Here is a 19,628-nt window from a genome sequence, read left to right as displayed (position 1 = left end):
TATAACTCACCAGATTTAGCCACATTTCGCATGAACCATTCCGATACTTTAGAACTTAGCTTACAACTTCTTCGCCAACCCTCAGTTACACCTGTAGATCATGATTGTCAAAATATCATGGCTGAGCGCTTAGCAAAAATTGGTTTCAATATCGAAAATATGCGTTTTGATGATGTCGACAATTTGTGGGCTCGTCGTGGTACAGAAAGTCCTGTGTTCTGTTTTGCTGGGCATACCGATGTTGTTCCAACCGGTCAACTGGATGCTTGGAATTCCGATCCATTTATTCCCAGTATTCGTGATGAAAAGTTATACGGTCGTGGCGCTGCGGATATGAAAACAGCTTTAGCCGCTATGGTTGTTGCTTCTGAACGCTTTGTAACTAAACACCCAAACCATAAAGGCTCTATTGCGTTTCTGATAACCTCTGACGAAGAAGGTCCATCAATCAACGGAACAGTGAAAGTTGTTGAAACTTTAGAAGCGCGTAACGAAAAAATGAAATGGTGTTTGGTGGGTGAACCATCAAGTACTACTACACTTGGTGATATTGTAAAAAATGGTCGTCGTGGTTCTCTGAATGGTGTCTTAACTGTACAAGGTAAACAGGGTCATGTTGCCTATCCTCACTTAGCTCAAAATCCTATTCATTTAGCCTCTAAAGCGATCACTGAGTTATGTGAAATGGTTTGGGACAATGGTAATGAGTATTTTCCTGCTACTTCATTTCAAATCTCAAATATACATGCTGGAACAGGAGCAACAAATGTTGTCCCAGGCACATTAGATGTGACCTTTAACTTCCGTTATTCGACTGAAGTGACGGCTGAAATTCTTAAACAGCGCGTTTTAGAAATTTTGGATAAACACGGTTTAACATATACGATTAATTGGACCTTATCTGGTTTACCATTCCTCACCCCTGTTGGTGAGCTTGTAAATGCAGCACGCAATGCTATTAAAAATGTCACTGGAGTTGATACTGAATTATCGACAAGTGGTGGTACATCGGATGGTCGATTTATTGCTCCTACAGGTGCTCAAGTGCTTGAACTCGGTGTGTTAAATGCAACCATTCATCAAATCAATGAGCATGTCAATGTTGCTGATTTAGAGCCATTGGCTGAAATATATGAGCAAATCCTCGAACAACTTTTAGCATAATGATTTGATTTAAAATAAAAAGGAGCTTTTGAAAGCTCCTTTTTTTATTTACAACCCAAGTTGGGTTTGAATATTTTGCAAGTGAGGAACATAAAACTGCTGCTCCCCCATTTTTACATATTTAAATACCTTGTTATCATCAACATCTATTTCATCATCAACAATCTCAGAAATACGTACACGAATTGATTCAGGCATTTCATTGCAAACCAATGCAAAACGTTCAGAGACATCATCTCCTTCAATCACCAAAGCCACACCTTCTTTATGATTAGGATCATTCACAGCAAAAACTGGAAGTTTTAAATCATGCCATTCAATATGGTCAACGTTGGTTGCAGTATCCATTGCAGATAACACAATATTTTGTGGTAATAACATCGGAACTTTCTGATGACATTGAATAATATAGGCATCGATAAATCCAGTAGATACCGTAATTAAGTGCTGTAACTCTTGCTGATTAATTTGTCCCAATGTTGGGTTTGCGCCTTGCTTAGCCATTCTTTTTCACCTCTTAGCGCACTGCGAGTAAGCTTTCAACATTTTCCAAGAGAGCTTCTTCTTGGAAAGGTTTACCCATATATTGATTCACACCTAGTGATAGTGCTCGTTCACGATGTTTCTCACCAGTACGAGAAGTAATCATAATAATCGGCAAATCACGATGTAATTCATGATGGCGTACAAGGTTTGTAACCTCAAAACCATCCATACGAGGCATTTCAATATCAAGCAACATCAAGTCTGGCTTAATGGTTTCTAACTGCTCAATCGCATCGACACCATCTTTCGCAGTCACAACATCATAACCTTGGCGTTCTAACAAACGAGAAGTAACCTTACGAACTGTAACTGAGTCATCCACAATCATAATCAAACGACGTTCGTCATAACGTTGCTTAGTATAGGTTTCATCTGCTTGTTTGCTACGATTAGTTGACTGTGCATGTCTAGCAATATTTTGACCATCCAAAATCAAGCAGACTTGACCATCACCCAGAATCGTTGCACCTGCAATGACCCCAATACTAGAGAATTGTTGCCCAATTGGTTTTACAACAATTTGACCACGAGAACCAATCAATTGATCCACAAGTAATGCTGTTGTTTGACCTTGCGCACCTTTAACCAATAGTACAGGTAATGAATGGACAACCCCATGTAAGCGTGGAATAGGCTGTCCAGCCACAAATTCAGATAAATAACGTAAGCGATAGCGTTCTTGATCAATTTTGAAGTAATCTTCTTTACTCTCAAAATACTCTTCTAGAGCTGCTGGCGAAATACGAACAATACGATCAATTTGCGCCAATGGGAATGCAAATTGCTGATCGCCCGCTTTAACCATTAAGGCATCACTGACCGCTACTGTCGTTGGTACGCGAATCGTAAAGGTCGTGCCTTTTCCTAGAGTCGAATCGACACTAACATGACCACCTAAAGCTTTAATATCACTTTGTACAACGTCTAGTCCAACACCACGACCAGAAATTTGAGTGACTTCTGCGGCTGTACTAAAACCAGGATGGAAGATAAATTGTAGAATTTCTTCCTGATCAAGCTTCTGATCTTTGGTCATCAATCCCGTTTGGATCGCCTTTTGCTTGATGCGATTAACATCAATTCCTTTACCATCATCACTGAATGTAACGACAACATCCGTACCTTGACGACCAATATTTAAAACAATATGACCTGTTTCTGGCTTCTTGGTTTGTAAACGTTGTTCACGGTCTTCGATACCATGGTCAATCGCATTACGAAGCATATGTTCAAATGGTGAAACCAAGCGCTCCAAAATACTACGATCTAATTCACCCTCGGTATTGTTGACAATTAACTCAGTTGGGCGATTTAGGGTAGATGCAGTTTGGCGCACAATACGCTGTAAACGTGGCAATAAACGAGAGAAAGGAACTAGACGGGTACGCATCAAACTTTCTTGAATTTCAGCTTGAATACGTGATTGTTGCAATAGCAAACCTTCCGTATCACGGATTTTCTCAGAAAGTGTGGTTTTAAAATCGACTAAATCCGAAGCCGATTCAGCAAGAGACTTAGACAACTGATTTAATGATGAATATTGGTCCATTTCTAATGGATCAAAATCAGCATAACGGGAGTTTTCACCACCATGACGAGCAATAATTTGACTTTCTAACTCGCCTTCCATTCGGCGCAACTGATCAGCCAAACGTTTGATTGCAAGTTCCATCTCAGTCAATGTCCCACCTAACTGACCAAGATCCATTTCAATACGTGAACGGTTAATTGCATTTTCACCCGACAGATCAATCATTTTCTCAATGACATCTGCGGAAACACGAATCATCTCATTGTTTTGTTCATTTCGCTCTGTCGTTTCCCACTCACCCAACATTGAAGGTGGTTCAGTACCATCACCCTGAACAAATTCCATCGTATATTCAGGTGTAAAGATATCTTTAGCTGAAAGCTTTTGTGGAAGTTTTGCAGAAACATCTACAAACTCCATATTTTCTAAGCTTTGTTTTAAACCATCAAAGTTTGCATATTGACGCTTAAATATCGCATCATTTAGCCATGCAAGAGCTGTGTTGAGCAAATTGTCATACACATTAGAGTTAAAATGATGCACACCAAATTGCTCGAATGCATTCTCAAGATGATAAGCAATAATAGCAATCGCATCCAACTCCGCCATGCGAGCGCCACCTTTTAAACTGTGGGCATTACGTTGGAGTTGCAACAATAAACTACGGTTACCACGCTGATCAATCCATTGTTTCAACAAAGTTTTTGCTTGTTCTAATAGCTCTTCAGCTTCTTCAAAGAATGTCTCTTCAACCAAAGAACGAACTTCATCATCTTCATTACGTTGCTGAATTTCAGCAATGGTTTCAAGAGATGAGGTATCTTCAACTTCATGCTGATCATTCAGTACGATTTCTGATGTATCAGCCGCTAACTCTAATGTGCTACTGTCAATTTGAGAATGTTCAATTTGTGTTAGATCTTCGGTTTGCTCTTCTAAGCTCGCAATCTCAAGATCACTCGTAGCAGTCTGATCAGATTGTTGTAGAAGGTTGATGACATTAGTTGATGGATAATCAACATGCTGATCTCGAATCGTTTGAATACGATCTGCAATATCATCCTGAACAATACGAATTAATGCAACCAAGTAAGCTGTAGGCTGTATTTGTTGATTAATCAGTTTTTCATAAATTGTTTCTAACTCATGCGCAATCAAACCAATATGACGCGCTTGAATCATATTTGAGCCACCTTTTAAGGTGTGTAGATAACGCATTAAGTTTTTCAAAGCATTAATATTTTGATGGTCAGAGGTCCAACTGTTGAGATCAGTATCAATACCTGCCAACAATTCATCTGCTTCTTCTAAGAAAATATCTAATAGATCTGGATCAAAATCTCGATTTGCTTGATCAGACTGTAACTGCTGTTTGTCTAAAGTTAACTGTGCGGCTAAGGCTGTTACATCAATTGTAGAAGGCTGAATATCCGTTTGAGAAACATTAGCAACATGACTAGATTGAGTGATTTCAGTTTCAAAAACAGTGTCGTTAAAACTTAAACTTTCAATTTCATTTTCTGATGTTTGATCTTCATCTACAACTTCAAGTACAGCAATGCTGGTACTTTCTAACTGATCGAAGTTATTTAATATCGCTAATACATGTGTTGATGGATAATCAACTTTCTGATCACGAATCGTTTGAATTCGATCTGCAATATCATCTTGTACAGCACGGATAACAGCAATAAGCTGACTAGATGGTTGTAACTGTAGATTAATCAACTTTTCATAAATGGTCTCTAACTCATGCGCAATCAAACCAATATGACGCGCTTGAATCATATTTGAGCCACCCTTCAAGGTGTGCAAATGACGCATTAAATTTTTGAGTGCATTTATATTTTGTTGATCAGCAGCCCAACTATTTAAATCAGCATCTATACTACCCAATAACTCATCAGCTTCCTCAAGGAAAATATCAAGTAAATCAGGATCAAAATCTCGATTTGATTCGCTAGATTCAATTTGTTGTTTATCTAATGCGAATTGTGCTGCTAAATCAGTAATATCAATAGAAGAAGGTACTTGTTCATCAGTATCTTGAATAGTATTCGACTGTTGATATTGCTCAGTAGATGTTGTATCAACTGGCTCTAAAAGCTCAATATTCTGTTGGGTAAATGAACTTAATTCATTTAAAACACGCTCATGCGTTTTACTTAATGTCACCCGCTGCCCAGCAGCCAAAGTATCAAACAATTGTATAAACTGTTGATGAACCTGATGATATAACTCAAAAGCATAATCAATATTTAAAAGATCAGGCTTAAATAAGAGATCTTGATAACTAGAACGCAATAGACTGGTATACTGGTACATACCAATCGTTGCATGATGATGGGTATGTTGTAATAACAGTTCAGTTTGTTGGCTTAATGTTTGAATATAACGAGGGAACTCGTCACGAGCTCGCTTTTCAAAATCAAATTCAACATCCAATAAATCATTAATATTTAATTCTAATAACTGTGAAACTAGACCTTGTGGACGAACCGCATCACCATGTTTTTCTTCTAATTGGAAATCGTAACTATCCCACGCCACATTAAAGGTGTCATAAATTTCATTACATTTCTGCTCTGAACCTTGATGCTTTAATGTATGTAAATAATCACGTACAAATTGTGCATAGTGAGTTAATAGCGCAGTTTCATCTGAACTAGAATCCAACTCTTCTTGTAATAATGTTTTAAATAAGTTTTCAACTTTAGAGCTGGCTTCAAACACATGATGAACATGCGCCATTGCGGAACTACCACGTAATGTGTGCAGTGCTCGAATTAAAGTATTGTAATTTTCATTTGATGGACGATCATTAATTAAGAATTGATCGATTGTTGCTAAATGATCCTCTGCTTCTTCCAAGAAGATCGCCAAGGTTTCTTTTAATAAGCCATCATCTTCAAGATTGATAACTTGTGGCTCTTCAATATCAACCGAATCTAGTGGCTCAGCAATGAATTGATCATTTACAAACTCTAAATCTGTAATCACCGAATCATCAGTTAATTGATCTGCCAGTAGCAGTAAATCTGTTAAAGCAGGCTCTAAGCTTTGTTGCTGTTGTAATTGCTGCCCAAGTAAGACCAAAGGTCTTAAATCTATTTGATGTTTTTGAACCGATTTAAAATCATGAGCGAGCTTAAAGCGATAGATATTAAAAATCGCTTTTACGTAGCATTGAATTTCATTTGTTAATGAAATTGTTCCTGCTAGCACTCGATTTAAAGTATCTTCAACAGTCCATGCCAATTCACCAGACGACTTTGCACCGACCATACGCCCAGAACCTTTTAAGGTATGGAAATGACGACGAATATCAGTTAGCACATCCTGTTGATTCGGCTGTTCTTTCCATTGAACGAGTAATGGCTCTAGCTCAACAAAAATCTCATCTAATTCTTCAATAAAAATTTCGAGAATTTCTGCGTCTTGCTCAAGATAACTATCTTCAGGAAGCGTCATTGTTTCAACTAACGTTTTTAATATTTCTTTCATAGCGGCTTCTTTAGTTTTTATCCACTAACTGTGGCTAAAAATTACGTGTATCTATCATTCAAGACGTTGTTTGGTTTCATCATCATCTTGCCAAGATAATCTACATCTCTATAAAAAAGGAAGGCAGACACCCCATCTACCTTCCCTATGCTGCTTAGTCAGGTAACTTAAAGTCAGTTACAGATTCACGTAATGATTCAGCCATATTCGCCAACTCAGAAACTGAGCGCGCTGTATCAAAGGTTGCTGTCGTGGTCTGAGAGGTAATCTCTTGTACAACATTCATCGTCGTCGCAATGTGACTTGCAGATGCCGACTGAAGTTTTGCTGCATCAGAAATGCTTTCAATAAGTTTTGCCAAATCACCTGATACCGTCTGAATTTCATCTAGTGCAATACCCGCATCTTTTGCTAAGTTCGCACCACGCACAACTTCAGAAGTCGTTTGTTCCATTGAAATTACTGCTTCATTAGTATCCGTTTGAATGGTTTTAACTAAGCTCTCAATCTGTTTAGTTGCAGATGCTGAACGTTCAGCAAGACGCTGTACTTCATCGGCTACAACTGCAAAGCCTCGACCTGCTTCACCTGCCATCGATGCTTGAATTGCAGCATTTAATGCCAAAATGTTCGTTTGGTCGGCGATGTCGTTAATTAAAGAGACAATATTACCAATTTCTTGAGATGACTCACCCAAACGTTTAATACGTTTAGAGGTTTCTTGAATCTGCTCACGAATATGATCCATACCTTCAATAGAACGGTTTACAACTTGCGCACCATTCGATGCAATTTGTACTGAACGTTGTGCTACTTCCGCTGACTCTGATGCATTTGAAGATACTTGGTCAATCGACAGCGCCATTTCGTTCATCGCTGCTGATGCACCTGCAATCTCTTGTGCCTGATGTTCAGATGCTTCTGCTAACTGGTTGGTAATGTTCTGAGTATCTTGAGTATATCGAGCAACTTCTTGAGACGTATCCGTAATTCGAGATACAAGATCACGTAACTGATCAATCGCGAAGTTAATCGAGTCCGCAATCGCTCCAGTAAAATCTTCCGATACCGTTGCATAAGAACGTAAGTCACCGTCTGCAAGGTCGGCAATTTCATCAAGTAATCGTAAAATCGCATTTTGGTTACGATCATATTCATCTTGTAAGCGTGTTACACGTTCTTTATCTGTGTTACTACGTAATGCAAGCAATTGAAGTGCTGAGAAAATCAATAGACCTAATGCGCCAATTAATACAACACCTGCAATTACATTACCCCAACCACTTTCAGCTTTATCAGACAACGTATTTAATGAACCTAATAAACTATCTGATTGAGAAAAAATTTGAGAAGATGCTTGACGTACACGAACGATTTGATTGGCGTTTTGCAAAACTGTTGCAGCAGCTGATTTCAATACAGCATCATAATCAGATTTAATACTGTCTACAGATTCACGCAAATCTGGTGATGAAATACGATCCACACCTAATTCAGAGCTACCATTTAGCTGAGCGTTTAAATAAACACCAAAGGTATCAATATCGGCACCGAAGTCATTTGCAGAAACGTTAGAGTTATCCGTTCCAACCAATACTGAGTTAATCGAACGTAAAATACGTTCTGCAATAAATACTTGGTTTTTCGTGATAATTACCTGACTACTTGGCATGTTCTCACGAACCATTTGATCAACCATCAAGTTATATTCAGCCTGAATTTCAGGAATCGTTTCACTGATCGAAATGTTGGTATCGTAGAGTTGGTTAATAATTTTTTGTTGCGAGGCAATTAACTCAATGTTTTTCGATACATTGGTCCAAAGCTCATTCACTTTCTTGTATTCTTCAGACCCTTTACCATAGACATCTTCAACAGTTTCAAGGTTTTCAGCAAAGCGCTTCTCTGATTCAACAAGACTTTTCATCGCTTCAGGTGTACCCGAAGCTGTCGCTTCAGTTGCTTGACGAGAAATCATTTGTGATAACAGACGTAATTCACCCAAACTACGTGTTAACTGATTTGAACGTGGCACACTCACAAACAGATAAATTAAGAGGATGACTGCAAGAGCTAGAGCAATTAAAGCACGGTAAATAATTGGCTTAGATTTCTCAGTTTCACCGAATAAACGTGAAAACTGATCAAGCTGAGTTCGTATCTTTTCTAGAAACGCACGACCACTTTTTTGACCAGCACTATCACTGCCACTACCATTTTTCTTTTTAAGTTTAAAGCCCATATCAGCTTCTCCCCAGAATACGCGTTTATGTTCCGTAGCGTACAAATTAGTTTATAAATTTTATAGATGCATTCATATATTGAGGATTTTGCAACAACCGACTCAGTAAAAATACATGCCATTGCTGATTATGTTGATGGAAATAACCTTGACAATAATCTTTTAATTTATCGTCAATTTCAGCACTTTGAGAAAAGAAACTCTTTTTATTAAAGTGCTGGATTCCAAGAACTTGATCTACAACCAAGCCAACATAATGATCTTGATGACTAATACATATTACTTTTTGTGTTGGCGAAAATTGACTCCGCTGCCCTGAAATAAAATGCGTTAAATCAGAAACTGAAAGCAATCGTCCACGAATATTTGCCAAACCACGCACCCATGCTTGGGTATTTGGAACAGGAGTATATTTCGGTGGATATATTACTTCCGAAATTTCCCCTAATGGAGCGACAAAATATTGCCCTAACATCTCAAATGCAATACCAGACCAACGGCTGACTTCATTTTGAGTTGAAGCGTATTGTTTATTGCCTCGCTTGGATAAGCGAAGCAATTCGATAAATCCATTTGCTGCCATAACCTATCCTGTATTGAGTAATGAAAAGGCCCGTATTGATTAACTTAATAGTTCTTTAATTACATCAATAAGCTGCTGTTCATCAATTGGCTTGGTTAAATAATCACAAGCACCTTGACGCTTACCCCATACACGATCTGTCGCCTGATCTTTGGTACTTACGATCACAACAGGAATATGCTGTGTGTCTTTACCTTTGCTGATTTGGCGAGTTGCTTGAAAGCCATTCATCCCTGGCATAACCACGTCCATAAGAACTAAGTCTGGTAATTCTGCTTGTGCCATCGTGACACCATCCGCGCCATTGGTCGCCTCAATCACATCATAACCGTGCTTAGTCAAAATTTCTCTAAAACGAAATGTTTCAGTAGGAGAATCATCTACGATAAGTATACGAGCCATTTTTTCCTCAATTTAATTCTTTATGCGCCAACGTGGTTACGAATCGCATTTAAAAGCTCATCTTTACTAAATGGCTTAGTTAAATACTCATCTGAGCCCACAACACGACCTTTCGCCTGATCAAACAAACCGTCTTTGCTTGATAACATGATCACAGGAATATTTTGATAATTTAGAGAGTTTTTAATTAATGCGCAGGTTTGATAACCGTCTAAACGAGGCATCATAATGTCAACAAAAACGATATCAGGATTAGCTTCAGCAATTTTTGATAGTGCTTCAAAACCATCAACGGCTGTGATTACTTCACAACCTTCACGCTGCAATAATGTTTCTGCTGTACGACGAATTGTTTTTGAATCGTCAATTACCATTACCTTTAAATTTTGAAATTTATCTTCCATTTAATTGTCCTGCCCCAATACTCAATACAAATTATGGTTGTTTAATTTGTTTTATACAGATTAGTTGATATTTTTAACATATCTTTACTTGCATTATCAATGAAGTTTTTTGAACCAATCTATCAGTTTTTCTTAACAACACTAAGTGGTTCACACTTTTCATCGAATAACTATTTTTTTTGCATCTTAAGTATTTTTAATTGTATAAATAGCTACTAATATACAACTGATTATTATTTAAAAATAAGTGATTTAGTTAACTTTTTTGGGGAATGTAATGACTGGTTTGTTAAAGTGGAGTTGCCGCGTTAGTCACTTTACAATGATCACTCGCAATTACATTTGTGCTTTTTTATTATGCATTTTTACTATTGATTGCTTTGCAGCAACCGACCAGTCTAAACCCGTTTGGTATCGTTACTATGATAAAAATGGCGTGGCAAATGTGAGCACTTCGGTCACTCCTGAACATATTCGTTATGGCTATGAAGCTTTAGATCGTAATATGCAAGTTATTAAGCGAAATCGTCCTTACAATGCGATTCAAGATGTACAACAATCTTCTCGTCGTGAATCTATAGCACGTCAACGCGAACAAGATTTGAAACTCAAACGTGCTTATGGTAGTACCAAAATTGCTGCAGCAAAACGTGATCAAATTTTAGCAAATTTAAAAAAACAACTGAACTATCAACAAGAGCAACTTCAACAGCTACAACAAGATAAAATCGGTTTTAAACGCCAAGAAATGGAATATCATCGCAAAGGCCAACCCTTACCTCCGCAACTTAAAAGTAATTTAGAGAATAATGCAAGAAATATTGATAATGTAAAAAGAACTGTAGAAAGTTTACGTAATGCTTATCATAAAACTGAACAGGACTATGCCGATATTATCAATCGTTTGAGTAAGCTTGAATAAAGTGGATCACATCATTCTTAGTTAGTTTCATCTAGTCTTCCCAATTTAATTATCATTTATTCCTTCAAACGCAATTCCCGCATTTTAACTTTTCCCGAAATTGATTGATTCATGGCATAATGCCAACTACTCAAAGATGGGCATATTACTTGTTCACTGTTGTAATCTTATTTTTATATAACACTTAACTTTAGGATAGTTTCCATGCGCGCAAGCCGCTTTTTATTTGCAACGTTAAGAGAAACCCCAAATGATGCTGAAGTAATATCTCACCAGCTCATGTTACGTGCGGGGATGATTCGTAAATTAGCTTCTGGCTTATACTCTTGGTTGCCCATGGGAACACGTGTTTTAAAGAAAGTTGATGCGATTGTCCGTGAAGAAATGAATCGTTCAGGCGCATTAGAAGTCTTTATGCCAGTGACTCAACCTGCTGCTTTATGGGAAGAATCTGGTCGTTTTGTACAATATGGTCCTGAGTTATTACGCTTTAAAGATCGTCATACTAACGACTTTGTATTAGGTCCAACGCATGAAGAAGTTATTACTGATTTAGCGCGTAATGAATTAAAAAGTTATAAGCAACTTCCATTGAATTTTTATCAAATTCAAACCAAATTCCGCGATGAGATTCGTCCTCGCTTCGGTGTAATGCGTTCTCGTGAATTCATCATGAAAGATGCATATTCGTTCCATGCAAATCAAGAATCACTTCAAGAAACTTACGATGTGATGTATGACACTTATAGTCGTATCTTTAGTCGTCTAGGATTAGACTTCCGCCCTGTACAAGCAGATACAGGCTCGATCGGTGGTTCAGCATCACATGAGTTTCATGTACTTGCAGCTAGCGGCGAAGATGATATCGCATTTTCAACCGAATCAGACTATGCAGCCAATGTTGAAATGGCTGAGGCTGTTTTAGTGGGTGAGCGAGGCGCTGCAACTCAAGCTTTGGCATTGATTGACACACCGAATCAAAAAACCATTGCAGATGTATGCCAATTCTTAAATGCAAATGCAGCACAATCAGTAAAAGCACTACTTGTACAAGGTATAGCTGACGAATCAGGCAATATCCCTGTTGTTGCATTATTCTTACGTGGTGATCATGAACTGAATGACATCAAAGCAGAAAAGCACCCTTTAATTGCCTCGCCTTTGGCTTTTGCAACAGAAGAACAATTGAAACAGAATGGCTTAACTGCTGGTTTCTGTGGTCCGCAAGGTCTTGTTGAAAAAGGTTTGGCAGTCATTATCGACCGTGCAGCCTCTGTATTATCTAACTTTATTGCAGGTGCGAATGAAGTGGATAAACATGCAACTGGCGTAAATTGGGATCGTGACGCGAAATTTACTGAAGTCTTCGATCTTCGTAATGTGGTTGAAGGTGATCCATCTCCTGATGGTAAAGGCACCCTTCAAATCAAACGTGGTATTGAAGTTGGTCATATTTTCCAACTCGGCACAAAATACTCTGAAGCATTAGGCTGTAAAGTGCTTGGTGAAGATGGCAAGCCGTTTACCGTGACAATGGGTTGTTATGGTATTGGTGTAACTCGTGTGGTTGCGGCTGCGATTGAACAAAATTTTGATGATAAAGGTATTATTTGGCCACAAGCAATTGCGCCATTTGACATCGCTATTGTGCCAATGAATGCACATAAATCGCCTCGTACCGTTGAAGCTGCTGAAGCTCTGTACGCAGAATTACAAGCACAAGGCTATGATGTATTACTGGATGATCGAAATGAACGTCCTGGTGTAAAATTCTCTGATCTTGAGTTGATGGGTATTCCACATCGTATTGTGATTGGTGAAAAAGGCTTGGATGCAGGTACTTTTGAATACAAAGGTCGTCGCGATGAAGAAGCAAGTAATTTGACTAAAGAAGAATTAATCGCAAAATTTGCTCGTTAATCTTTTACTAAAATCCATAAATAAAAAAGCCGTTTTATAAACGGCTTTTTTATTGTAATCATGAAGTTGTCAAATCTTTTACTGTTTCAGATGGACCATTGTTTTTTACTGATTCAATACCCTTATCACGTGATTGCTCACTTGCATAAAGCTGACTTGTGCCAATGACCTGATGATTTGCCGCCTTTAAATTAAAATAAGCTTTATCATTTTTAGAAGTTAGTTTTTCATAACGTGCATCATCAGGACTATTTTTTTGTACTGATGCAATGCCATTCATAGCAGCAGCTTTTGTTTTATATAACTCACTATTTAGAATAGCTTCTCCATTCCCTGCTTTTAATATAAATCGAAACTGACCATCGCTAGCTAAGCTTACTTCAAACCATCCAGCCATAAAAAACCTCTTTTATTAGAGTTAATATTGTTTGTTATTTACTCAATATAAATCAGCTAAAAAAATATTAGATCGTTTTTTGTTCATTTTTGGTAATTGATAATTTTAAAAAAGGAGCATTTTTGCATGCTCCTTTCATGTGAGTTAAACCTTTTTCACATATTCCGATTTGAGTTTCATTGCTCCAACACCTTCAATTTTACAATCGATATTATGCCCATCGGTTGCATCTGGTACTAAACGAATATTTTTCACCTTTGTTCCAACTTTAACAACAGAAGATGAACCCTTAATTTTTAAATCTTTAATCACCGTGACAACATCACCGTCAACCAATACATTTCCATTTGCGTCTTTAATAACGTCTTGTAATTCTGAAACCGCTGCTTCCTCTTCCTTCCATTCATGTGAACATTCAGGACAAATCAATAAGTCGCCATCTTGGTAAGTATATTCTGATTGGCATTGTGGGCAATGTGGAAAAGACATAAAAGAAACTCAAAACGACTATTATGATGGATAGAAGCCGTTATTCAAAGTTTTAGGCTGAAATCGTTTTTCGAGTAAATAATTTTAAGTACTAAAACATGGTTAAGATGTAGTATCTTTTGTTGCATAAATCGTCATCAATTCTTAGGGTGTGTTGACATTTCATAGCGGTAGCCAAATAAATATACAGGCTAAAGCAACTGAATTTTCGTAGTTCCGCTTTAGCTTGTCATAACGTGTTGCAATTCCCCTAAATTGCTTGAGTCTAGCAAAGGTATTCTCCACTAAGTGCCTGATTTTATATAAGTGCCAGTCCATATAATCATTGTTCGATCGTGTATTGGATTTCTTTGGAATATTTGCTTTAGTCGCTGTTTTTTCTATCTGCTCTCTCAATAATTCTGAGTCATATCCTTTATCTGCACAAAGCACATCGGTATCTTTTAAATCAATGCTATCGACTAATGCAGGTGCAACACTCACATCATGGGTGGTGCCATCATGAATGAGAAATTGGATTGGGTTCCCATTTGAATCCACAGCTAAATGGATTTTAGTACTGTTTCCACCGATGCTTCTTGAAATAGCTTGATCCTTGAGTCCTGTAGCATGTTGATGTGCTCGAATATGGCTAGCATCAATAAACACCCATTCTAGATCAGCATGTTTTGATAATAATTTAAATATTTTTAGTAGCTTATTATCTTTAGACCACCTGGTGAATCGTTTAAATATGGTGTTGGACTTACCAAAAGATTCAGGTAAATCTCGCCAAGGACAACCTGTTCTAATTCTATAGAGAATGGCTTCAATAAAATTTCGAAGATTATGTTTGAGGTAGATCCCCAAATTGTGGACAATAGATTTCAGCTTTAACCAGTGTTGATCATTCAGCATTGTACGAGTCATAGCGAGGAGTAAATTTGGTTTGGCGATTGAATTTTACTTTCTCGCTATTTTTTTGCACAGCAAATGTCAACAGACCCTATTGTTCTACCATTTCTATGAACAGATGCACATAAAGATTACCTTTAAGTTCTTGGTAATATCCCGCTTGAAAACCTAACCAATGTTCAACCTTGTGACAAAAGGCTTATCACAACTCAGTAAAAGTGTAATTCCCCTCAGTCATAATTTAAATGTGCAAGCCCTTTAGAAAATCCTATTGAGCACAAACGATCAAACTAGACTTAGCCACCCAATATTTCGACAGATTCATATACACCTTTGTTTATTATTTACAGAGGTACTAAAAATTCTGAATTAGCTCTCCATAGAGATATCAATAACATCTCCTTTCTTATCAAAACTGACACAAAGCACATAATTGGTTATTTCATCAGGTAAGCTAAAATCAATTAATTCAGCACGTTGAAATGGCTCATCTCCATCATTGTCCACAACTAACAAATCTAATACCTGTAATATTGTAGGTTTTTGAGTTCCTGTGTGTTTTTCCCAATACGCTGGTTCAATTTCTTCAAGATGATGTTGAATAAATAATTCCACACTATCTTCCGCTTTTTGATTTTGTAAAGCCTCACGCATAGCAATACGCGCAAGATGTTCACGTTGTTGAATATTTTCCTGATCAGACATAATCCCCTCGCAATCACTATAAAAACATTTTTTTATTTTTCTATTTTAATTTTGACCAAACCTGAAACAATTACTCATCAGGAATTTCAGGCTGTACCAGTAGATTTAATAAATAAAGAGATTCTTGCCATCCTAAATAACACGCCTCTACAGGGATCACATCTGGTATTCCCTCTTGAGTAATATTTACCTCAGTTCCGACCAAGACTGATTTCAATTGAATCGTGACTTGTATTTCTCCGATCAAATTCGGATCATCAAACTTATCTGTGTAACGCAATAATTCATTAGGAATAATTTCAACATAGGTGCCGCTAAATGAGTGAGACCGACCAGTTGAAAAGTTGGTAAACGACATTTTATAGGTGCCACCTTCTTGCAGATCTAGGTGGTGAACTTTTGCAGTAAATCCGTGAGGAGCCATCCACTTTACTAAGGCATCAGGATCAAGAAATGCTTTAAAAACTCGCTCAGGTGGTGCGCTAAAAACTCGATGTAATCGTACTGTACCTGCCATTTTTATTCTCCATTCTTACTATTATTTTATTTGGTGAAATGATCATAGCGATTTGATTAATAATTGCTATACCTTCAATCGCATATTTCAGCACGATTATCGAGATTCTCAAGCTGCTTTTTTGTGAAAAAAAGCGCAGAATAGGAACCCGTATTTTAATGATCAGAACGCAGCTTTAGGATTGATCTATGAGTCAACTTGCTTTTATTGCTTTTAGCTTAAATGGTATTGATGCACAAAAATTCTTACAAGGTCAGGTCACTGTTCACATTGAACGCTTGGCTGAAAATGAAAGCCGTTACACTGCAATTTGTGATTTAAAAGGGCGAATTCACTTTGGTCTTTGGATAAAAAAACTCAATCCTGAAAGTTTTGAGTTGGTCACCACTCAAGATCAAGCAGAAGAATTTGCCAAACACATTCGTAAGTTTGGTGCCTTCTCTAAAATGAAACTGGAAGAAGTTGGTGCAGTTTTTCCAAGTGTAATTGGTAATCATACTGAATTCTCTCAAACCGAAACTGATGTTCAAGTTTGGCAAACAGCGGCTATTCGATCAGGTCAAGCGTGGATTATCCAAGCAACTGAACACTTATTCCAACCTCAAGAATTACGTTTGCATCAGCGTGAAGGCGTTCACTTTGATAAAGGGTGTTATTTAGGTCAAGAAATTGTGGCACGTCTTTGGTTTAAAGCAAAACCGAAGCATTGGTTACATTTAATTCAGGCTAAAGGTGAACTCCCAGCTCCTGCAACTCAACTGAGTAACGATGTTGAAGTGGTAAACAGTGTTGTATTTGAAAGTGGCTATCTCGCACTTGTGATTGCCAAACCTGCAGCTTTAACTGAACTTGATGTATCCGTTTTGGATCTACCAGAAGCACTGAATGGTGATGTGGCAAGACCAAGCTAAGCCCTTGTAAAAATCAGGCTTTAATTTTATATTAAAAACTCATGTGTTATCGCGGCTGCTGAACCCGATTAATTCATGAGTTTTTTAAAATGGATCACTTATCACAACAACGTAATCGATCATGGCGACGTAAGCAGAAATATTTATTTCGAGGACGTGACTGTAGACACACAACACTTTTGTGGAAAGCACCCAAGAAGTGGAAATATCTATATACACGACAACTCAAAATTATTCGAGCAAGACAATTAGCAATCGAATATCCACGAATCTCTGCAAAGCAATATTTACATGATGCTCGTTCTAATTACTGGATTTTTTAATTCTGAATACACTCTTTATTTGCAGCCGTAATCAATGGCGTAGCCCAACAGCTGAACGTATTTTCGCGCAGGAATATGGTCTACAGACCCGTTCAGCTGGCACGAGTCGCCATGCCAAGCACACCCTCTCAGTCAAAGATATTGCATGGGCTGAACAGATCTTTGTGATGGAACCACGGCATAAACAACAAATTAAAGAAAAATTTTCCAAACAACTTCTCCACAAAAAAGTGTTTGTCCTCGATATTCCAGATGATTATCACTATATGGATCCAGCTCTCATCGAATTATTAAAATTAGCGATGCAACCCTATTTAAAATAAAGTTCTATTTCTATTCTTGTCGAAAATAAAAATGAGCGTTATTGTTTGTACATTCTTAACAATTTACTTTTCCAATGAAAATAATGATCAAAAGCTTAATATCAGCACTGAGTCTAAGCGTCTTAGGTTTACAAACACTGCATGCCGATAGCAAAATTTTAGAACAAAATTTTAAGAAGAATTATCCTGACCTGCCTATTAGCGCTATCTCAGCTTCACCATTCTCTGGGATATATGAAGTCTATGTTGGTGGAAAAATTATTTATACAGATGAGGCGGCAAAATATTTATTTTTTGGCAACTTACTCGATGTAAAGAATCAAAAAAATCTTACGGAGGAACGCATAGCAGAGCTGAGTAAGATTGATATTAAACAATTACCGCTTGATCAATCCATTAAATACGTAAAAGGCAATGGAGAGCGTATTGTGTATATTTTTACTGACCCAGACTGTCCGTACTGTCAAAAGCTAGAACAGCATATGACATCTATTGATAACATCACTGTATATTTATTCTTATTTCCTTTGAAGAAATTACACCCTCAAGCAGAAACTGTAGCAAACAAAATTTGGTGTGCTAAAAACCAATACGAAGCTTGGGAAGATTATATGTTGCATCGCAAACTCACCAAGAATTCAGGCGAATGTAAAACACCAATTCAAAAGAACTTAGATTTAGGTCAATCTTTACAAATTAATGGAACACCAACATTGTTTTTACAAAATGGCAGCCGAATTTCTGGCATCCCCCAAAATGCAGATCATCTTGAGAAAATATTACAAGAAGCCAGTTTAAATAAATAACTCTACACTTAAAGGTATTTGTATTAAAATCAACATTTAAACAAATACCTTTTTTATATTCAAGCTAATGATTTTTATCAAATAATTAATTTTAACATCCAAATGCTATAAGAGATACAAAATCTTCATTTACATTCTCAGCCAAACTTTTATCATGAGCATGTCAAATTATTTTCTACTGCTTATAAAGGATTTAAGCAGAAAGAGATGAAAGGAAAAAATATGAAAAAGTTGCTCACTGCTGGTCTAATATTTGTAGCTAGCCATTCTTCATTTGCAGCAGACAACAAAACAACTGCAAAGCCTGATGTATTTGCGAAAGCAACCCAACTGTATGAAGCCAAAAATTATGTTGCTGCCTTTGAAGAAATGCAAAGACTTGCAAACACAGGAAATGCTCAAGCAATTTACAATCTTGGCTATATGCATCAAGTTGGGCAAGGCACCAGCAAGGATGAAAAAAAAGCTGTTCAATATTATCAAGAAGCATCCAATAAGGGCTTTGGCAAAGCAAGCTTTACTCTAGCTCAAGCCTATAATACTGGTGATTTGGGCATTAGCAAAAACTCTCAAAAATACAAAGAATATTTAGATAAAGCATCAAATCAAGGTTCTGAAGAAGCCATCGTAGAGAGTGCGAACATTTTATTTCGCCAAGGAAAACCTGAATACGATCAGCTTGCCGTACAAAAATTACTTCCTCTGTTGCGAAAAGGCTATCAACCAGCAGTTCATTTGAAAGCAATTTATGATCTGAGTTTAGGGGTCAAAAATAAGAACCCAATTATGCAGCAACGGGCTGTTGAATCTTTACAAGATTTAGCAAAAAAAGGATATCCACCCTCGCTTATGGTTTTGGCAAATATGCTTGCTAATGGAGGCATTGTTGATCAAGATTTAGAGCAAGCTAAAAATATTTTTGCTCGTTTGGCAGCAGCAAATTATCCAAATGCGAAAGAGTCTTTAGCCAAGGTTGAAGAAGCCATTACAGCAAAAAAAGCGGCTACGGCTCAAGCACCTAAAAAATAGAAAAAAAGAGCAGCAT

General features: G+C 37.4%; 19 protein-coding genes. 8 read left to right on the top strand and 11 right to left on the bottom strand.

Features of this window, described 5'->3' with window-relative positions:
- The first annotated feature begins 30 nt into the window (after positions 1-30).
- Entirely contained in the window at positions 31-1,164 is a 1,134-nt protein-coding gene (dapE, locus tag NGC85_RS03530) for a succinyl-diaminopimelate desuccinylase (RefSeq protein WP_254804859.1), read from the top strand.
- A gap of 48 nt (positions 1,165-1,212) precedes the next feature.
- Here the strand turns inward: dapE and NGC85_RS03525 are convergent, their stop codons facing one another.
- The 6 genes from NGC85_RS03525 to pilG all read right to left on the bottom strand — a co-directional run bounded on the left by NGC85_RS03525 (position 1,213) and on the right by pilG (position 10,376).
- Positions 1,213-1,668, bottom strand: coding sequence for a hypothetical protein (locus NGC85_RS03525; protein WP_254804858.1), 456 nt, complete (start codon positions 1,666-1,668; stop codon positions 1,213-1,215).
- A gap of 13 nt (positions 1,669-1,681) precedes the next feature.
- The gene (locus NGC85_RS03520) at positions 1,682-6,745 is read right to left on the bottom strand and encodes an Hpt domain-containing protein (RefSeq protein ID WP_254804857.1); all 5,064 of its coding nucleotides are present in this window, start codon (positions 6,743-6,745) and stop codon (positions 1,682-1,684) included.
- A 154-nt stretch (positions 6,746-6,899) separates the two neighbouring features.
- Positions 6,900-8,987 carry a methyl-accepting chemotaxis protein gene (locus NGC85_RS03515; RefSeq protein ID WP_254804856.1) on the bottom strand — a complete coding sequence of 696 codons (2,088 nt, stop codon included), beginning with the start codon at positions 8,985-8,987 and terminating at the stop codon, positions 6,900-6,902.
- Between the two features lie 46 nt (positions 8,988-9,033).
- Complete coding sequence (locus NGC85_RS03510) at positions 9,034-9,570, bottom strand: chemotaxis protein CheW (protein WP_005061620.1); 537 nt, start codon at positions 9,568-9,570, stop codon at positions 9,034-9,036.
- Positions 9,571-9,609: 39 nt separating this feature from the next.
- Positions 9,610-9,972 (bottom strand): PleD family two-component system response regulator, encoded by a 363-nt coding sequence (locus tag NGC85_RS03505; protein WP_005061617.1) that lies wholly within the window; start codon positions 9,970-9,972, stop codon positions 9,610-9,612.
- A gap of 20 nt (positions 9,973-9,992) precedes the next feature.
- Positions 9,993-10,376: a twitching motility response regulator PilG gene (gene pilG / locus NGC85_RS03500; RefSeq protein WP_005055851.1), complete on the bottom strand. Its 384-nt coding sequence runs from the start codon at positions 10,374-10,376 to the stop codon at positions 9,993-9,995.
- A 277-nt stretch (positions 10,377-10,653) separates the two neighbouring features.
- On the opposite strand from pilG, the gene NGC85_RS03495 reads away from it, so the two are divergent.
- The gene (locus NGC85_RS03495) at positions 10,654-11,298 is read left to right on the top strand and encodes a hypothetical protein (RefSeq protein ID WP_005061615.1); all 645 of its coding nucleotides are present in this window, start codon (positions 10,654-10,656) and stop codon (positions 11,296-11,298) included.
- 204 nt (positions 11,299-11,502) lie between these two features.
- On the top strand, positions 11,503-13,218 hold the full coding sequence (locus NGC85_RS03490; RefSeq protein WP_254804855.1) for a proline--tRNA ligase: 1,716 nt from the start codon (positions 11,503-11,505) through the stop codon (positions 13,216-13,218).
- A 58-nt stretch (positions 13,219-13,276) separates the two neighbouring features.
- Here NGC85_RS03490 and NGC85_RS03485 read toward each other — a convergent pair whose 3' ends face one another.
- From NGC85_RS03485 to NGC85_RS03465, 5 genes are all read right to left on the bottom strand, one after another.
- On the bottom strand, positions 13,277-13,615 hold the full coding sequence (locus NGC85_RS03485) for a YegP family protein (protein ID WP_005061609.1): 339 nt from the start codon (positions 13,613-13,615) through the stop codon (positions 13,277-13,279).
- A 144-nt stretch (positions 13,616-13,759) separates the two neighbouring features.
- Positions 13,760-14,104, bottom strand: coding sequence for a zinc ribbon domain-containing protein YjdM (locus tag NGC85_RS03480; protein ID WP_254804854.1), 345 nt, complete (start codon positions 14,102-14,104; stop codon positions 13,760-13,762).
- A 162-nt stretch (positions 14,105-14,266) separates the two neighbouring features.
- A complete protein-coding gene (locus tag NGC85_RS03475; protein WP_254730381.1) occupies positions 14,267-15,013 on the bottom strand; it encodes an IS5 family transposase in 747 nt (248 codons plus the stop codon).
- 354 nt (positions 15,014-15,367) lie between these two features.
- The gene (locus NGC85_RS03470) at positions 15,368-15,703 is read right to left on the bottom strand and encodes a DUF2004 domain-containing protein (RefSeq protein ID WP_254804853.1); all 336 of its coding nucleotides are present in this window, start codon (positions 15,701-15,703) and stop codon (positions 15,368-15,370) included.
- A gap of 70 nt (positions 15,704-15,773) precedes the next feature.
- Positions 15,774-16,220 (bottom strand): SRPBCC family protein, encoded by a 447-nt coding sequence (locus tag NGC85_RS03465; protein WP_254804852.1) that lies wholly within the window; start codon positions 16,218-16,220, stop codon positions 15,774-15,776.
- Between the two features lie 188 nt (positions 16,221-16,408).
- Between NGC85_RS03465 and NGC85_RS03460 the strand changes: the two genes are divergently transcribed.
- The 5 genes from NGC85_RS03460 to NGC85_RS03440 all read left to right on the top strand — a co-directional run bounded on the left by NGC85_RS03460 (position 16,409) and on the right by NGC85_RS03440 (position 19,612).
- A complete protein-coding gene (locus NGC85_RS03460; RefSeq protein ID WP_254804851.1) occupies positions 16,409-17,131 on the top strand; it encodes a folate-binding protein YgfZ in 723 nt (240 codons plus the stop codon).
- 89 nt (positions 17,132-17,220) lie between these two features.
- On the top strand, positions 17,221-17,454 hold the full coding sequence (locus NGC85_RS03455) for a hypothetical protein (protein ID WP_254804850.1): 234 nt from the start codon (positions 17,221-17,223) through the stop codon (positions 17,452-17,454).
- Positions 17,455-17,456: 2 nt separating this feature from the next.
- Complete coding sequence (locus NGC85_RS03450; RefSeq protein ID WP_254805541.1) at positions 17,457-17,777, top strand: low molecular weight protein tyrosine phosphatase family protein; 321 nt, start codon at positions 17,457-17,459, stop codon at positions 17,775-17,777.
- Positions 17,778-17,851: 74 nt separating this feature from the next.
- Positions 17,852-18,583, top strand: coding sequence for a DsbC family protein (locus tag NGC85_RS03445; RefSeq protein WP_254804849.1), 732 nt, complete (start codon positions 17,852-17,854; stop codon positions 18,581-18,583).
- A 222-nt stretch (positions 18,584-18,805) separates the two neighbouring features.
- A complete protein-coding gene (locus NGC85_RS03440; protein WP_005061595.1) occupies positions 18,806-19,612 on the top strand; it encodes a tetratricopeptide repeat protein in 807 nt (268 codons plus the stop codon).
- The last annotated feature ends 16 nt before the right edge of the window (positions 19,613-19,628 follow it).

It is taken from the genome of Acinetobacter sp. Z1 (genome assembly GCF_024296945.1).
GTDB classification, from domain to species: domain Bacteria; phylum Pseudomonadota; class Gammaproteobacteria; order Pseudomonadales; family Moraxellaceae; genus Acinetobacter; species Acinetobacter beijerinckii.
The sequence above is the reverse complement of the archived record's forward strand: the minus strand, read 5'-3'. Positions and strand labels throughout refer to the sequence as shown.

Bases quoted from the DNA above. Each gene is read 5' to 3' on its own strand.
- NGC85_RS03440 (WP_005061595.1), top strand. From the start codon at position 18,806: ATGAAAAAGTTGCTCACTGCTGGTCTAATATTTGTAGCTAGCCATTCT.
- NGC85_RS03490 (WP_254804855.1), top strand. From the start codon at position 11,503: ATGCGCGCAAGCCGCTTTTTATTTGCAACGTTAAGAGAAACCCCAAAT.
- NGC85_RS03505 (WP_005061617.1), bottom strand. From the start codon at position 9,972: ATGGCTCGTATACTTATCGTAGATGATTCTCCTACTGAAACATTTCGT.
- NGC85_RS03495 (WP_005061615.1), top strand. From the start codon at position 10,654: ATGACTGGTTTGTTAAAGTGGAGTTGCCGCGTTAGTCACTTTACAATG.
- NGC85_RS03465 (WP_254804852.1), bottom strand. From the start codon at position 16,220: ATGGCAGGTACAGTACGATTACATCGAGTTTTTAGCGCACCACCTGAG.
- dapE (WP_254804859.1), top strand. From the start codon at position 31: ATGAACCATTCCGATACTTTAGAACTTAGCTTACAACTTCTTCGCCAA.
- NGC85_RS03480 (WP_254804854.1), bottom strand. From the start codon at position 14,104: ATGTCTTTTCCACATTGCCCACAATGCCAATCAGAATATACTTACCAA.
- NGC85_RS03475 (WP_254730381.1), bottom strand. From the start codon at position 15,013: ATGACTCGTACAATGCTGAATGATCAACACTGGTTAAAGCTGAAATCT.
- pilG (WP_005055851.1), bottom strand. From the start codon at position 10,376: ATGGAAGATAAATTTCAAAATTTAAAGGTAATGGTAATTGACGATTCA.
- NGC85_RS03460 (WP_254804851.1), top strand. From the start codon at position 16,409: ATGAGTCAACTTGCTTTTATTGCTTTTAGCTTAAATGGTATTGATGCA.
- NGC85_RS03445 (WP_254804849.1), top strand. From the start codon at position 17,852: ATGAAAATAATGATCAAAAGCTTAATATCAGCACTGAGTCTAAGCGTC.
- NGC85_RS03510 (WP_005061620.1), bottom strand. From the start codon at position 9,570: ATGGCAGCAAATGGATTTATCGAATTGCTTCGCTTATCCAAGCGAGGC.
- NGC85_RS03485 (WP_005061609.1), bottom strand. From the start codon at position 13,615: ATGGCTGGATGGTTTGAAGTAAGCTTAGCTAGCGATGGTCAGTTTCGA.
- NGC85_RS03525 (WP_254804858.1), bottom strand. From the start codon at position 1,668: ATGGCTAAGCAAGGCGCAAACCCAACATTGGGACAAATTAATCAGCAA.
- NGC85_RS03515 (WP_254804856.1), bottom strand. From the start codon at position 8,987: ATGGGCTTTAAACTTAAAAAGAAAAATGGTAGTGGCAGTGATAGTGCT.
- NGC85_RS03455 (WP_254804850.1), top strand. From the start codon at position 17,221: ATGGATCACTTATCACAACAACGTAATCGATCATGGCGACGTAAGCAG.
- NGC85_RS03470 (WP_254804853.1), bottom strand. From the start codon at position 15,703: ATGTCTGATCAGGAAAATATTCAACAACGTGAACATCTTGCGCGTATT.
- NGC85_RS03520 (WP_254804857.1), bottom strand. From the start codon at position 6,745: ATGAAAGAAATATTAAAAACGTTAGTTGAAACAATGACGCTTCCTGAA.